General features: G+C 68.8%; 15 protein-coding genes and 1 pseudogene. 13 read left to right on the forward strand and 3 right to left on the reverse strand.

Features of this window, described 5'->3' with window-relative positions:
- Positions 1-1,275 (forward strand): peptidylprolyl isomerase (locus H0U68_RS05985; RefSeq protein ID WP_296353641.1); only part of this gene is annotated, 1,275 nt, incomplete at its 5' end.
- Positions 1,276-1,298: 23 nt separating this feature from the next.
- Positions 1,299-2,081: a 16S rRNA (adenine(1518)-N(6)/adenine(1519)-N(6))-dimethyltransferase RsmA gene (gene rsmA / locus H0U68_RS05990; RefSeq protein ID WP_296353642.1), complete on the forward strand. Its 783-nt coding sequence runs from the start codon at positions 1,299-1,301 to the stop codon at positions 2,079-2,081.
- Positions 2,082-2,362: 281 nt separating this feature from the next.
- On the opposite strand, the gene H0U68_RS05995 is transcribed toward rsmA, so the two are convergent.
- The 3 genes from H0U68_RS05995 to H0U68_RS06005 form a co-directional block, all read right to left on the reverse strand.
- Entirely contained in the window at positions 2,363-2,794 is a 432-nt protein-coding gene (locus H0U68_RS05995) for a barstar family protein (RefSeq protein WP_296353666.1), read from the reverse strand.
- Between the two features lie 51 nt (positions 2,795-2,845).
- Positions 2,846-3,244 (reverse strand): ribonuclease, encoded by a 399-nt coding sequence (locus tag H0U68_RS06000; RefSeq protein WP_296353644.1) that lies wholly within the window; start codon positions 3,242-3,244, stop codon positions 2,846-2,848.
- Positions 3,245-3,453: 209 nt separating this feature from the next.
- Positions 3,454-5,763: an NADP-dependent malic enzyme gene (locus H0U68_RS06005; RefSeq protein ID WP_296353646.1), complete on the reverse strand. Its 2,310-nt coding sequence runs from the start codon at positions 5,761-5,763 to the stop codon at positions 3,454-3,456.
- Between the two features lie 296 nt (positions 5,764-6,059).
- On the opposite strand from H0U68_RS06005, the gene H0U68_RS06010 reads away from it, so the two are divergent.
- From H0U68_RS06010 to H0U68_RS06060, 11 genes and pseudogenes are all read left to right on the forward strand, one after another.
- Positions 6,060-6,797: a beta-ketoacyl synthase chain length factor gene (locus H0U68_RS06010; protein WP_296353648.1), complete on the forward strand. Its 738-nt coding sequence runs from the start codon at positions 6,060-6,062 to the stop codon at positions 6,795-6,797.
- Complete coding sequence (locus H0U68_RS06015) at positions 6,790-7,566, forward strand: lysophospholipid acyltransferase family protein (protein ID WP_296353650.1); 777 nt, start codon at positions 6,790-6,792, stop codon at positions 7,564-7,566. Before H0U68_RS06010 ends, H0U68_RS06015 begins: the two co-directional genes overlap by 8 nt.
- Entirely contained in the window at positions 7,547-7,846 is a 300-nt protein-coding gene (locus H0U68_RS06020) for a phosphopantetheine-binding protein (protein ID WP_296353652.1), read from the forward strand. The genes H0U68_RS06015 and H0U68_RS06020 overlap by 20 nt, the downstream gene beginning before the upstream one ends.
- 3 nt (positions 7,847-7,849) lie before the next feature.
- Positions 7,850-8,107, forward strand: a complete 258-nt coding sequence (locus tag H0U68_RS06025; protein ID WP_296353654.1) for an acyl carrier protein — start codon at positions 7,850-7,852, stop codon at positions 8,105-8,107.
- Positions 8,108-8,118: 11 nt separating this feature from the next.
- Complete coding sequence (locus tag H0U68_RS06030; RefSeq protein WP_296353655.1) at positions 8,119-8,682, forward strand: hypothetical protein; 564 nt, start codon at positions 8,119-8,121, stop codon at positions 8,680-8,682.
- Positions 8,679-10,385, forward strand: a complete 1,707-nt coding sequence (locus H0U68_RS06035) for an AMP-binding protein (RefSeq protein ID WP_296353657.1) — start codon at positions 8,679-8,681, stop codon at positions 10,383-10,385. Before H0U68_RS06030 ends, H0U68_RS06035 begins: the two co-directional genes overlap by 4 nt.
- On the forward strand, positions 10,378-11,121 hold the full coding sequence (locus tag H0U68_RS06040) for a glycosyltransferase family 2 protein (protein WP_296353659.1): 744 nt from the start codon (positions 10,378-10,380) through the stop codon (positions 11,119-11,121). The genes H0U68_RS06035 and H0U68_RS06040 overlap by 8 nt, the downstream gene beginning before the upstream one ends.
- Positions 11,118-12,080 carry an acyltransferase gene (locus H0U68_RS06045; RefSeq protein ID WP_296353661.1) on the forward strand — a complete coding sequence of 321 codons (963 nt, stop codon included), beginning with the start codon at positions 11,118-11,120 and terminating at the stop codon, positions 12,078-12,080. Before H0U68_RS06040 ends, H0U68_RS06045 begins: the two co-directional genes overlap by 4 nt.
- Complete coding sequence (locus H0U68_RS06050; protein WP_296353663.1) at positions 12,077-12,493, forward strand: thioesterase family protein; 417 nt, start codon at positions 12,077-12,079, stop codon at positions 12,491-12,493. Before H0U68_RS06045 ends, H0U68_RS06050 begins: the two co-directional genes overlap by 4 nt.
- Positions 12,490-13,113: an outer membrane lipoprotein carrier protein LolA gene (locus H0U68_RS06055; protein ID WP_296353665.1), complete on the forward strand. Its 624-nt coding sequence runs from the start codon at positions 12,490-12,492 to the stop codon at positions 13,111-13,113. The genes H0U68_RS06050 and H0U68_RS06055 overlap by 4 nt, the downstream gene beginning before the upstream one ends.
- A pseudogene (locus tag H0U68_RS06060) lies at positions 13,106-13,414 on the forward strand (hypothetical protein); the annotation flags it as partial. The gene H0U68_RS06055 and the pseudogene H0U68_RS06060, both read left to right, overlap by 8 nt.

The following is a 13,414-nucleotide window of genomic DNA, read 5'->3' on the forward strand; positions in this document are numbered from 1 at the left end:
GCACCGGCTGCTGCACCGGCCGCGCGCGCCGGCACCGGTCCGCAGTCGGCCGACTACATCGTGGCGGTGGTCAATTCCGAGCCCATCACCAACAACGAGGTGCGGCTGCGCACTCTGCGCTTCGCGCAGCAGCTGCAGCAGCAAGGCGGCAACCTGCCGCCGCCCGCGCAGCTGGCGCGCGAGGTGCTGGAGCGGCTGGTGAGCGAGAAGGCGCAGCTGCAGCTGGCGCGCGAAGCCGGCGTGAGGGCCGAAGAGGCGGCGGTGGACCAGGCCGAGCTGAACGTGGCGCGGCAGAACCAGATGGAAGTGGCCGAGTTCCGCCGGCGCATGCGCTCCGAAGGCCTGGACGCGGCGCAGTTCCGGGAAGACCTGCGCAACCAGCTGACGCTCACGCGGCTGCGCGAGCGCGAACTGGAAGCCAAGGTGAAGGTCGGCGAACTGGACATCGACCAGTACATCCGCGAGCAGCAGAACGGCGCGGCCGACCCGGCCGGCATGGAACTGAACCTGGCGCACATCCTGGTAGCCGTGCCCGAAAAAGCCAACGACGCCCAGGTGGCGGGGCTGCGTGCCAAGGCGCAGCTGCTGCAGCAGCGCGCGCGCAGCGGCGAGGACTTCGCCAAGCTGGCGCGCGAGAACTCGGACGCGCCGAGTGCCGCGGGCAACGGCGGCCAGATCGGCATGCGCACGGCCGACCGGCTGCCGCCGGTCTTTCTGGAGGCGGTGCGCAGCCTGCCGCAAGGCGGTGTCAGCGACGTCGTGCGCTCGGCCGGCGGCTTCCACATCGTCAAGGTGGTGGAGAAGCACCAGCTCGGCCTGCCCGGCCTGGCAGTCACGCAGACCCATGCGCGCCACATCCTGCTGAAGCTCTCGCCGCAGCTGAGCGAGGCGGCAGCGCGCGCGCGGCTGGCCGACTTCAAGAAGCGGATCGAGGCCGGCGCGGATTTCGCGCAGCTGGCGCGCGACAACTCGCAGGACGGCAGCGCGCGCAACGGCGGCGACCTGGGCTGGGCCAACCCGGGCCTCTTCGTGCCCGAGTTCGAGGAATCGCTCACCGGCCTGGCGCCGGGCAAGATGACCGAGCCGATCGTCACGCGCTTCGGCGTGCACCTGGTGCAGCTGCTGGAGCGGCGCCAGGCCACCCTGGGGCAGCGGGAGCAGCGCGAGATGGTGCGCAACCTGCTGCGCGAGCGCAAGCTGGATGAGGCGTATGCGCTTTGGGCGCAGGAAGTGCGCGGCCGCGCTTACGTCGAATACCGCGAACCCCCCCAATAACCGCACGCCTTGCCGCCGCGCGCATGAAGCACATCGCCCGCAAGCGCTTCGGGCAGCATTTTCTTGCCGATGCCGGGGTGGTCCACGCCATCGTGCGCGAGATCGATCCGCGGGCTGGCCAGGCCATGGTGGAAATCGGCCCCGGCCTGGCGGCGCTGACGCAGCCGCTGGTGGAGCGGCTCGGCCGGCTCACCGTCATCGAACTCGACCGCGACCTGGCGGCGCGGCTGCGCCAACACGCGCAGCTGGACGTGGTCGAAGCCGACGTGCTGAAGGTGGATTTCCGCGCGCTGGCGCAGCGCCTGGACGCTGGCGGCGGCAAGCTGCGCGTGGCCGGCAACCTGCCCTACAACATCTCCTCGCCGATCCTGTTCCATCTGCTGGACTTCGTGGACTGCGTGCAGGACCAGCACTTCATGCTGCAAAAAGAAGTGGTGGACCGCATGGTGGCCAAACCGGCCACCAGCGACTACGGGCGGCTGTCGGTGATGCTGCAGTGGCGCTACGCCATGGAGAACGTGCTGCACGTGCCGCCCGAAGCCTTCGATCCGCCGCCCCGGGTGCACAGCGCGGTGGTGCGCATGGTGCCGCTGGCGCAGCCGGCCGCCATCGACCAGAAGCTGCTGTCCGAACTGGTGCAGGTGGCGTTCAGCCAGCGCCGGAAACTGCTGCGGCACACGCTGGGGAAATGGCTGGAGCAGCGGGAATTTGCCGGCACGTTCGACGTGCAGCGCAGGGCGGAAGAAGTGGGCGTGGGGGAGTACCTGGCGCTGGTGGGAGCACTTGGAGTTCCGCGCGCGGAATAACATGCAGCGCGCCGCCAACAAAAAAGCCGGGGTTTTCCCGGCTTTTTTACCTGACTAAACCAACTTCAAAAACACGCAGTGTTTTTGAAGTTATGCCGCTGTCAGCCAGTACCCGGCATTGAACGGACTGCTCATGCGCAGCGCCAGGGGCGACACGTCGAGCAGTTTGTCCGTCGGCATCTTTTCGCCGTTTGTGTCGGCAGGCAGGGCAATCCCGGTGACGGGTTCGCTCTGTTGGGCCTCATTCGCCCGTTCCACTTGGCCTTGTTGTGCGGAACGGGCTACGGAAAAGAATAGAAACATCGGAATGGCACCTTTCGGTCCGCCCAGTAATCGGCGGTGTCGCGGAAGATGTCCAGCAGCTGCTCGCGTGCTTCCTTGTCGAATTTACCGTTGGCCGGGATGTGTTCCAGCACCACGATGAAACCGGGCTGCGGGCCCGATTTATGCAGTGGGTCGGTCATGCAGTCGTACAGCGCATCGAAGTTCTTGCCGAAATGCGCCGGGAACATGAATTGCTGGGCAATCATGTCCAGCACGTCCTGTTTGCTCTGGGCCGTGGCCAAGTTGGCGTACAGGAAGTGGTGGCCCAGGGCCGTCGCAGTTTCCTGCAGGCCCTGCACACGGAACGCCCGGATGGACTGGACGATGTTGGTGCGCACGCCCTTCAACAGGGTGCTGTGCGCGTCCTTGCTACGAAGTGGTGTTTCCATCTCCGCGTCTTTCTCGTTAGTCAAAAACAGATCCCGCTTCATTTCGGGGGGTCACTCCACAATCTTGCGAAAACTGGCGTAATGGTCTGCTGTGTAATAGCAGCTCTGCGGTGCCCGTTGCGGGCCACCGCACACGATGCGCCGGGCACCCCGGTCGCGCGATCCTGGTGTCACCACGGTGTACTCGCGGTAAAAACCGCGGTTGGCGGCCGGCAGCTGGCGCTCCCGGTTGCCGAACACCGTGCCGTCCTTGTCGAAGCGGAACGGACCGCCCTGGCGGATGCGTTCGTAGGTCTCCTGGCCCTGGCGGGGAAGCTCAACCACATGGATCGTGGCAGTGCCGTACCCTGGGGGCTCCGTCAGGCCTCTGGCTTGCGCCGGGCCGGTACCGAGAATCGCGGAAAGCAAGCAGCTAGTAAGTGCAAACTTGACAGCCGCGAGGCGGGACATGAACGGACCTTCTGGGTGACCTTCTTCGGGGGACATCACTCCGGGTGCCTGGGACTTGTGATCCTGGGGTAAACCCGAAATTCAAGTCGTCTAGTGTGCGGCATGTGGTGCCAAATTGCAAGCGGCTGCCCACTTTTTGGGCAGCCGCGCCAGGCCATTCCGTTCTCGCCAGCTGGCTGCTGAGTTAGTGCCAGCTTTTTTGCCAAGCCTTATCGGCCCGCGTTCGCGTCGGCAACGGTCAGAGCTGTCATGTTCACGATCCGGCGCACTGTCGCGCTGGGCGTGAGGATGTGCAGGGGTTTGGCCGCCCCCAGCAGCACCGGGCCGATGGCGATGTTGCCACCGGCGGCCGTCTTGAGCAGGTTGTAAGAAATATTAGCTGCATCGATATTCGGCAGCACCAGCAGGTTGGCGTCGCCGGTCAGCGTGCTGTCGGGCATCAGCACATGGCGCGCGGCGCCGTCCAGCGCCACATCGCCGTGCATTTCACCGTCCACTTCCAGCCACGGCGCCTGCACGCGCAGCAGGTCCAGCGTCTGGCGCATCTTCACCGCGCTGGGCTGGTTGCTCTGGCCGAAATTGGAGTGCGACAGCAGCGCGGCCTTGGGCTTGATGCCGAAGCGCAGCATTTCCTCGGCCGCCATGACCGTGATCTCGGCCAGCTGGGCGGCATTGGGGTCGTAGTTGACGTGCGTGTCCACCAGGAACACCTGGCGCGTGGGCAGCATCAGCGCGTTCATGCAGGCGTAGGTGTTGCAGCCGGCGCGCTTGCCGATCACCTGGTCGATGTAGTGCAGGTGGATCAGCGTGGTGCCCCAGGTGCCGCAGATCATGCCGTCCACCTGGTCCTTGTGCAGCAGCATCGCGCCGATCAGCGTCAGGCGCCGCCGCATCTCGATCTTGGCCATCTGCGCCGTCACGCCCTTGCGCTCGGTCATGTGGTGGTAGGTCTGCCAGAACTCGCGGTAGCGCTCGTCCCACTCGATGTTCACGATGTCGTAGTCGCGGCCCTCGGCCAGGCGCAGGCCGAATTTCTCGATGCGCTGGGCGATGATCTTCGGCCGCCCGATCAGCGTGGGCCGCGCCAGGCCTTCGTCCACCACGATCTGCGCCGCGCGCAGGATGCGCTCCTCTTCTCCTTCGCAATACGCCACGCGCTTCTTCGCGGCGCCCTTGGCGGCCGTGAAGATCGGCTTCATCGTCGTGCCCGAGGCATAGACGAAACTTTGCAGGCGCTCGCGGTAGGCCTCGACGTCGGCGATCGGCCGCAGCGCCACGCCGCTGGCGGCGGCGGCTTCGGCCACGGCCGGCGCGATCTTCATCATCAGCCGCGGATCGAACGGCTTGGGGATCAGGTAGTCGGGCCCGAACGAGAGCTGCTGGCCCGCGTACGCCGCGGCCACCACCTCGCTCTGCTCGGCCTGCGCCAGTTCGGCAATGGCGTGCACCGCCGCGATCTCCATCTCCACCGTGATGGTGGTCGCGCCGCAGTCGAGCGCGCCGCGGAAGATGTAGGGAAAGCACAGGACGTTGTTGACCTGGTTGACGTAGTCGCTGCGGCCGGTGGCGATGATGCAGTCGGCGCGCGCGGCCTTGGCCTCCTCCGGCGAGATTTCCGGGTTCGGGTTGGCCAGCGCCAGGATCAGCGGGTTGGCCGCCATGGTCTTGACCATCTCGCCCTTGAGCACGCCGGCGGCCGACAGGCCCAGGAACACGTCGGCGTCGCGGATCACTTCGGTCAGCGTGCGCGCGTCGGTGGGCTGCGCGAACTGCGCCTTGTCGTCGTCCATCAGCTCCTTGCGGCCCCGGTAGACCACGCCGGCCAGGTCGGTCACCCAGATGTTCTCGCGCGGCATGCCCAGCTTGAGCAGCAGGCCCAGGCAGGCCAGCGCCGCGGCGCCGGCGCCGGAGGTCACCAGCTTGACCTTGGAGATGTCCTTGCCGACCACCTTCAGGCCGTTGATGATGGCCGCGCCGACGACGATGGCGGTGCCGTGCTGGTCGTCGTGGAACACCGGGATCTTCATGCGGTCGCGCAGCTTGCGCTCCACGTAGAAGCAGTCCGGCGCCTTGATGTCTTCCAGGTTGATGCCGCCGAAGGTGGGCTCCAGCGCGGCGATGATGTCGACCAGCTTGTCCAGGTCGTGCTTCTCGTTGATCTCGATGTCGAACACGTCGATGCCGGCGAACTTCTTGAACAGAACCGCCTTGCCTTCCATCACCGGCTTGGCGGCCAGCGGCCCGATGTCGCCCAGGCCCAGAACGGCCGTGCCGTTGGTGATGACCGCGACCAGGTTGCCGCGGCTGGTGTACTTGAACGCGCAGTTCGGGTCCTTGACGATCTCCTCGCAGGGCGCGGCCACGCCGGGCGAATAGGCGAGCGCCAGGTCGTGCTGGTTGAGCAGCTGCTTGGTGGCGTGGATCGCCACCTTGCCGGGCGTCGGGAACTCGTGGTATTCGAGCGCCTGCTGGCGCAGCTCGGCGCGCTTGTCTTTGGGAGTCACCGGCGGAGTGGACATGTTGTACCGATCGGGATGGACTGACCGCTGCAGCCGCCCCGGCTTGGCAGTCTCCACGTTCTTTGAGGGGAACGGATTGTAGGCCTCGCTCGCTGGCGCGCTTGCGCCCCGCGCGAGGGCTCGGCAGGCGTGCATGTGGTGCTTTGCCGACGCGAGGCGGTGCGTGGATGTGCGATTTGCCCCAAGCGCGACCCGCCCATGAAAGCGCACGGGCATCTCCAGCTACATCGATTAACATTCTGTTAAGGATGGATGACGAGGGGACTGCCGTGGCAGCAGGGACGGCACCTATGGGTGTGTTCTTCAAGATCAGGAACTGGGCTGCGTGCGCTCCCGGCTTGGCTGCGGCCGCCCAATGGCACCAGTGGGCGCAGGCGCCCTGGCTGCCCGAAGGCGAGCACGGTGCGGCGTTGACCGCGATGCCCGCCATGCAGCGCCGCCGGCTTGGGCCGCTGGGCCGCATGGCGGCGGCCGTGGCGTACGACTGCCAGCCGAACGATCCGGATATGCCGATGGTGTTTGCGTCCCGCTACGGCGATGCCGTGCGCGCCCTGGGATTGCTCAAGGAGTTCGCGCACAGCGGCGCGATGTCGCCGGCTGATTTCGCGCTGTCGGTGCACAACGCCATCGGTGCCATGTATTCCATCGCGCGCTCCGATACGAGCGCCTACACGAGTGTCGCGGCAGGGCCGGCGAGCGCCGCTGCCGGCTTGATCGAAGCGGCGGGTTTGCTGGCCGATGGCGCGCAGGAGGTCATGCTAGTGAACTACGACGCTGCGTTGCCCGGGGAATACGCCGCATTCGAAGGCGGCCCGGCCTGCGCCTACGCGTGGGCCTGGCGGCTGTCGGCAGCCCATGCCGGAGAGCCGCGCATGCACCTGTCCTGGCAAGCCGACGACAGCAGCGCGGACAGCGAGGATGAAGCGCAGGAGCTGCCCTTCGGGCTGGACGCGATGCGCTTCGTCGCGTCGCGGTCGCCGCATCTGGAGCGCCGCTGTGCCGGCCGCCGCTGGCGCTGGAGCCGCCATGCTTGAACGGCTCGAGCGCGCATGGCGCGTGCTGGCCACCGGCCTGTGCTTTGCCTGCTTCGGGTTCGGCGGCGCATTGCTCGGCGTGGCCGGGTTTCCGCTGCTGCGCCTGGTGGTGCGCGACCCCCGGCGCCGCGAGCGGATTGCCCGCAGCGTCATCCACCACGCATTCCAGTGGCTCGTCGGCCTGATGTGCCTGACGGGCATCCTGAGCTACGAGATCAGCGGGCGCCAGCGGCTGCGCGCGGGCGGGCAGCTGATCCTGGCCAACCATCCCACGCTGATCGACGTGGTCCTGCTGATGTCCTTCATCGAGCGCGGCGACTGCATCGTCAAGCATGCGCTCGGGCGCAATCCCTTCACCCGTGGCTCGGTGCGTGCCGCGGGGTTCGTGCTGAACGACACCGCCGAGGGCCTGGTCGAGGACTGCATCCGGTCGATGCGCACCGGCAACAACCTCATCATCTTTCCCGAAGGCACGCGCTCCACGCACGCGCTGCCGCTGCGGCTGCAGCGCGGCGCGGCGCGGGTGGCGCTGCACGGCGAGATCGACATCACGCCGGTGCGCATCCGCTGCACGCCGCCCACGCTCGCCAAGGGCGCGAAGTGGTACCAGGTCCCGTCACGCAAGGCCCACTTCGACATCGAGATCGGCGAACCGATCCCGGTGGCCCGCTTCCTTTTGGAGACGCCCAGCCACGCGCTCGCCGCGCGCCGGCTGACCGAGCACCTCACCGACTATTTTTCGAGAGACCATGAACTCGCAAGCGCTTGAGCAGGACATCAAGGAACTCATCATCTCCTGCCTCGCGCTGGAGGACATCGCGCCCACGGACATCGACGCGCAGGCGCCGCTGTTCGTCGAGGGGCTGGGGCTCGACTCGATCGACGCACTGGAGCTGGGCGTGGCCCTGCAAAAACGCTATGGCGTGTCGATGTCGGCCGACTCCGCCGAGACCCGCAGCCATTTCGCAAGCGTCGGCGCGCTCGCCCGCTTCGTCGCGGCCGCGCGCGCGCCTGCCGCATCGGCCTCTTCCACCGCGCAGGACAGGTGATCCATGACCAAGGACGACATCTTTCAACGGATCGTGAACATCCTGGAGCAGACCTTCGAAGTCGATCCGGCCGCGGTCACCTTGCAGGCGCGCCTGTACGACGACCTGCAGATCGACAGCATCGATGCGGTGGACCTGATCGTGCAGCTGAAGCCGCTGGTGGGCCGGCGCCTGGAGCCCGAGGCGTTCAAGTCGGTGCGCACCGTGGCCGACGTGGTGGAAGCCCTGCACAGCCTGTTCCACAACCCAAGCCACGCTTGAGCGGGCCTGGTTTGTCCCGCCTGTTCAAAGGATTGGCCGCTGGCGCGACGCTGGCCTATCCGCTCGCCGTCTACTTCGGGCTCGGCCGCTTCAACCCGGTCTGGCTGGCGCTGCTGCTGGCCGGACTGATGGCGGTGCGCGCATGGGCCGGGCGGGACCCGGTGTGGTGGTTCGCTGCGGCGGGAGCGCTGGTGCTGGCCCTGGCCAGCCTGTTCGGCGGCAGCTGGCTGCCGCTCAAGCTCTATCCCGTGATGGTCAGCGCCGTGCTGCTGCTGGTCTTCGGCGCCAGCCTGCTGCGCCCGCCGTCCGTCATCGAACGGATTGCCCGCCTGAGCGATCCCCACCTTGCGCCTGAGGGCGTCGCCTACACGCGCAAGGTAACGCTGGTGTGGTGCGTCTTCTTCGCCGTCAACGGCACGCTGGCGCTGGCCACCGTGCTGTGGGGCAGCGACGAGCTCTGGCTGTTCTACAACGGCCTGCTTGCCTATGTGCTGATGGGCGGCCTGTTCGCCGCTGAATGGCTGGTGCGCCAGCGCCTGAAGACGCGCATGGCGGCGGCCGGAGCGCGCGGATGACGGCCTGGCTGAGCCTGGCCGAGGTGGCCTCCAGCGCAAGCGCGGGCCTGGCCGAACGGCCGGTCGCATGGCGCGCCGGCGCGTTGATTCGCCACGCCCGCTGGGTACAGGACGTTGCGCGCTGGCGCGCCGCGTTCGCGTCGCATCCGGGGCGCCGCATCGCCCTGTTCTTTGAAGACGGCTACGACTTTGCCGCGGCACTGTACGGCGCCTGGCACGCCGGCAAGGAGGTGGTGCTGCCAGGCGACGCGCAAGCGGCCACCGTGCAAGGCCTGCTGCCCCAAGTGGATGGCTGCGCCGGGCTGCTGCCAGGGGCCATTGCGCCCGCGGATAGCGCGCAGCCGTCCAATCTGCACCCGCTGGACCTGCGCGCCACCCGCCTGGTGATCTACACCTCCGGCTCCAGCGGCCAGCCCCTCGCCATCGCGAAGACGCTAGGCCAGATGGATGCCGAAGTCCGGCACCTGCAGCAGGTCTTTGGCGATCGCCTGGACGGCGCCGAAGGGCTCACCGTCCATGCGACGGTGACGCACCAGCATATCTACGGGCTGCTGTTTTGCACGCTCTGGCCGCTGGCGGCCGGCCGGCCCTTCAGCGTCGAGCGGCTGGCGTACCCGGAGGAAATGGCGCTGCGCCTGGACGGCCGGCCCGGCGTCCTGGTGTCGAGCCCCGCGCACTTGAAGCGCTTGCCCGCGTCCGTCGACTGGGCGGCTGCCCGGGCGCGGCTGCGCGCCGTGTTCTCCTCCGGCGGTCCGCTGCCGCCCGAGTCCGCGCAGCAGGCGCTGGCCACGCTGGGCCAGTCGCCCATCGAGGTGTATGGCAGCTCCGAAACCGGCGGCATCGCGTGGCGCCAGCGCGCGACCCACGGCGACCGCTGGGAACCCCTGCCGGGCGTGGACTGGCGCATCGACGACGGCATCCTGTCGGTCCGCTCCGCGCACCTGGCGGACGACGCGTGGTGGGAAACCTCGGACCGGGTCCAGGCCCTGCCCGAAGGCGGTTTCGTGCTGCGGGGGCGCGCGGACCGCATCGTCAAGATCGAGGAAAAACGCGTGTCGCTGACTGGCCTCGAGCAGGCCGTCGTCGCCACCGGCCTGGCCGCCGAGGCGCGCGCCCTGCTGGTCGAGGCCGACGGCGGGGGCGCGCGGCTGGCGCTGGTGGCCGTGCCCAGCGAACAGGGCTGGGCGCAGCTGCGGCGCGACGGCAAGCGCGCGTTCAACGAGCATCTGCGGCGCGAGCTCCTGCTGCGGGTCGAGCGCGTCGCGCTGCCGCGGCGCTTTCGCTACGTGCGCGAGCTGCCGGCCAACACGCAAGGCAAATCCACCGAGGCCCTGCTCGCCGCCCTGTTCGATGGCGTCTTGCCGCCGGCCGAATGGCATGAGCGAACTGCGCAGCGCAGTGAACTGGCGCTGGAGCTCACGCCCGAGCTGCGGGTGTTCGACGGCCACTTTCCCGGCATGCCGGTGCTGCCCGGCGTGGTCCAGATCGATTGGGCGGTCGCCTTCGCCGCCCAGTGCTTCGCGCTGCCGCCGCGCTTTCTGCGCGCCGACGTGCTGAAGTTCCACGCGCCGGTGCTGCCGCCGCTGCGCCTGGTGCTCACGCTCGAATGGGAAGCCGGCGCCGGGCAGCTGGCGTTCCAGTACAGCTCGCCGGCCGGCAGCCATTCGAGCGGCCGCCTCGTCTTTGGGCCGGACGATGCTTGAGCCGGTGGTCGTCATCCCGGTGTACAACCACCCGTCCACCATCGGGCGGATTGCGCACGCCGTGGCGGCACTTGGCCTGCCGTGCATCCTGGTGGACGACGGCAGCGAAGCGGACTGCGCCGCCGTTCTCGACCTCCTCGCCCAGGGCCGCGCGCCGCAGGTCGTGCTGGTTCGCCTCGCCACGAACCAGGGCAAGGGCGCGGCCATGGCCGCCGGCTTCGCGGAGGCAGCCCGGCACGGCTACAGCCACGCGCTGCAGATCGACGCCGACGGGCAGCACGATTGCGCCGACATTCCGCGCTTTCTGGCGCAGGCGCGCCAGTGGCCGGAAGCGGTGATCTGCGGCTGCCCGGTGTACGACGCCAGCGTCCCGCGCGGCCGGCTGTACGGCCGCTATGCCACCCACGTCTGGGTCTGGATCAACACGCTGTCGCTGGACATCCGCGATTCGATGTGCGGCTTTCGCGTCTACCCGCTGGCGCCGGTGACGGCGCTGCTGCGGCGCACGCGCATCGGACAGCGCATGGACTTCGACAGCGACATCATCGTGCGGCTGTACTGGCGCGGCGTGCCGGTGGTGAACCTGCCCACGCCGGTGCGCTACCCGCAGGACGGCATCTCGCATTTCCGCATGTGGCGCGACAACGTCCGCATCTCGCTGATGCACGCCCGGCTGTTCCTGGGCATGCTGTGGCGCGCACCGTTGCTGCTGTGGCGCAAGGTGGCGCGGCCATGACGGCGCGTGCCGCGCCGCACTGGGCCGAGCTGGGGGAAAGCACGTTCGTCGCGGGCATCTGGTTTCTCTACGGCGTGCACCGCGTGCTGGGCCGGCGCGTGCTGCGCCTGCTGCTGTGGCCGGTTGCGCTGTGCTGGGGCCTGGCGCAGCCCACGGCACGCCACGCTTCGCTGGAGTACCTGGGGCGCATGCAGGCGGCGCACGGCGTGCCGGCCGGGCGCCTGGGCACGCGCCACTGGCTGCGCCACCTGCTGTCGTTCGCCGAGACCATCCTCGACAAGCTGCTGGCCTTCAGTGGCCGCTACCCCTGGGACAGCCTGCGCTTCGAAGGGCTCGCGCTGGTCGACGCATTGGTCGCGCGCCGCCAGGGCGCCCTGCTGGTGACCGCGCACATGGGCTGCCTGGAGCTGTGCCAGGCGATGGCCGGCCGCGTGCCCGAATTGAAACTCACCGTGCTGGTCCACACGCGCCATGCCGAGCGTTTCAACCGGCTGCTGCGGCGCCTGCAGCCGCGCAATCCGGTGGAGCTGCTGCAGGTGACCGAGGTCGATGCCGCCACGGCGGTCATGCTCGGCGAACGCGTTGCCGCGGGCGAATTCGTCGCCATCGTCGGCGACCGCGTTCCGGTCAGCGCGAGCAAGATCACCCGCGCCCGCTTCCTCGGCCACGATGCGCCGTTTCCCGTCGGCGCCTATGTCCTGGCGTCGCTCATGCAATGCCCGTTGCTGCTGATGGGGTGCGTGCGCGAAGCAGCGGGCCACGTGGTCCATTTCGAGCTGCTGTCCGCGCGCGTCGAGCTGCCGCGCGCGCAGCGCGAGCAGCGGCTGATCCAGCTGGCCGCGCTGTTCGCCGCCCGTGTCGAGGCGCTGCTGGTGCGCGCTCCATACGACTGGTTCAACTTCTTTCCCTTCTGGGCGCAGGGCCGCAGCGGCGCCGGCGCCGCACCGAAAGTCCCATGACGAGCGCGTTGAGCCACGACATCGAGGTCGTTCCGGCCTTCTACGACATCGACCCGATGGAAGTGGTCTGGCACGGCCACTATGTGAAGTACCTCGAGGTGGCGCGCAGCGCGCTGCTCAAGAAGTACGACTACGACTATCCGCGCATGCGCGAGTCGGGCTTCGCCTGGCCCATCGTGGACATGCGCCTGAAATACGTGCGGCCGGCGCACCTGGGCCAGCGGCTCATCGTGCGCGCGACCATCGTGGAATGGGAGAGCCGCCTGCGCATCGACTACCTGATCCGCGATGCCGTCACCGAAAGCAAACTGAGCCAGGCCCACACGATCCAGGTGGCGGTGGAACTCGCCACCGGCGAGATGCGCTATGTCTGCCCGCCCGTGCTGTGGCAGCGGCTGGGAGTGGGCACGTGAGCACGCGCCGCCGCTTCGGCCTGCTGCTGGCCGCGCTTGCCGTACCGAAGGCCTGGGCCGAAGCCGTACCGCCCATCGTGGGCGAGGTGCGCCAGCGCCTGGCGCAGGAACCCGTGCTGCGCGGCAGCTTCGAGCAGCGCAAGAGCATCAAGGGATTTCGCAACCCGATGGTGTCGCACGGCGACTTCGTGGTGGCGCACGACCGCGGCGTGATCTGGCGCACGCAGGAACCGTTCGCCTCGACCCTGGTGGTCACGCGCGGCCGGGTGCTGACGCGGCAGGCCGACGGCACCGTGGCGCGCCGCCTGAGCGCGGCCGACGAGCCCGCTGTGCGCGCCATCAGCGAAACCCTGTTCGCCTTGATGGCGGCCGACTTGGCGGCGCTGGGCCAGCGCTTCCAGATCGAAGGCGAAACATCCGGCAAGGACGGCTGGCGCCTGGTGCTGCGCCCGCGCGATGCGGCGCTGGCGCGCTGGCTGGCGCGCGTCGACCTGGAGGGCGACCGCTACCTGCGTACCGTGCGCCTGCAGGAAGCTTCCGGCGACCAGACGCTGATCCGGCTGTCGCAGCAGGCGGGCGCCGCGTCGCTCACCGCGCCCGAAGGAGCGGAGCTTGACTGAGCTGTCCGCCGCGGCGGACGTTCCTCCGCTCGCGCAGCCAGCCGCGCCGTCGCGCCTGTGGACGGTGGCGGCGTGGCTGTGGCTGGCATTCGCCATCGTGGTGGTTGCGCACCAGGTCCAGTTCTGGCGGCACGGCCGGCTCAACACCGACGTGCTGGCCCTGCTGCCCCAGACCGAGCAGGCGCCGGAAGTGGCGCAGTCCGGCCGCGTGCTCGCCGAAGGCGTCTCGCGCCAGGTCGCCGTGCTGGTGGGCGCGCTCGACTGGGCCTCGGCGCGCCGCGCCGCGCAGCAGTGGCGCGCG

The sequence above is a fragment of the Ramlibacter sp. genome, assembly GCF_013697775.1.
Classification (GTDB): domain Bacteria; phylum Pseudomonadota; class Gammaproteobacteria; order Burkholderiales; family Burkholderiaceae_C; genus Ramlibacter.

Coding starts and splice junctions, on each gene's coding strand:
- H0U68_RS06000 (WP_296353644.1), bottom strand. CDS start 3,244: ATGTCCCGCCTCGCGGCTGTCAAGTTTGCACTTACTAGCTGCTTGCTT.
- H0U68_RS06040 (WP_296353659.1), top strand. CDS start 10,378: ATGCTTGAGCCGGTGGTCGTCATCCCGGTGTACAACCACCCGTCCACC.
- H0U68_RS06050 (WP_296353663.1), top strand. CDS start 12,077: ATGACGAGCGCGTTGAGCCACGACATCGAGGTCGTTCCGGCCTTCTAC.
- H0U68_RS06005 (WP_296353646.1), bottom strand. CDS start 5,763: ATGTCCACTCCGCCGGTGACTCCCAAAGACAAGCGCGCCGAGCTGCGC.
- H0U68_RS06035 (WP_296353657.1), top strand. CDS start 8,679: ATGACGGCCTGGCTGAGCCTGGCCGAGGTGGCCTCCAGCGCAAGCGCG.
- H0U68_RS06025 (WP_296353654.1), top strand. CDS start 7,850: ATGACCAAGGACGACATCTTTCAACGGATCGTGAACATCCTGGAGCAG.
- rsmA (WP_296353642.1), top strand. CDS start 1,299: ATGAAGCACATCGCCCGCAAGCGCTTCGGGCAGCATTTTCTTGCCGAT.
- H0U68_RS06045 (WP_296353661.1), top strand. CDS start 11,118: ATGACGGCGCGTGCCGCGCCGCACTGGGCCGAGCTGGGGGAAAGCACG.
- H0U68_RS05995 (WP_296353666.1), bottom strand. CDS start 2,794: ATGGAAACACCACTTCGTAGCAAGGACGCGCACAGCACCCTGTTGAAG.
- H0U68_RS06015 (WP_296353650.1), top strand. CDS start 6,790: ATGCTTGAACGGCTCGAGCGCGCATGGCGCGTGCTGGCCACCGGCCTG.
- H0U68_RS06020 (WP_296353652.1), top strand. CDS start 7,547: ATGAACTCGCAAGCGCTTGAGCAGGACATCAAGGAACTCATCATCTCC.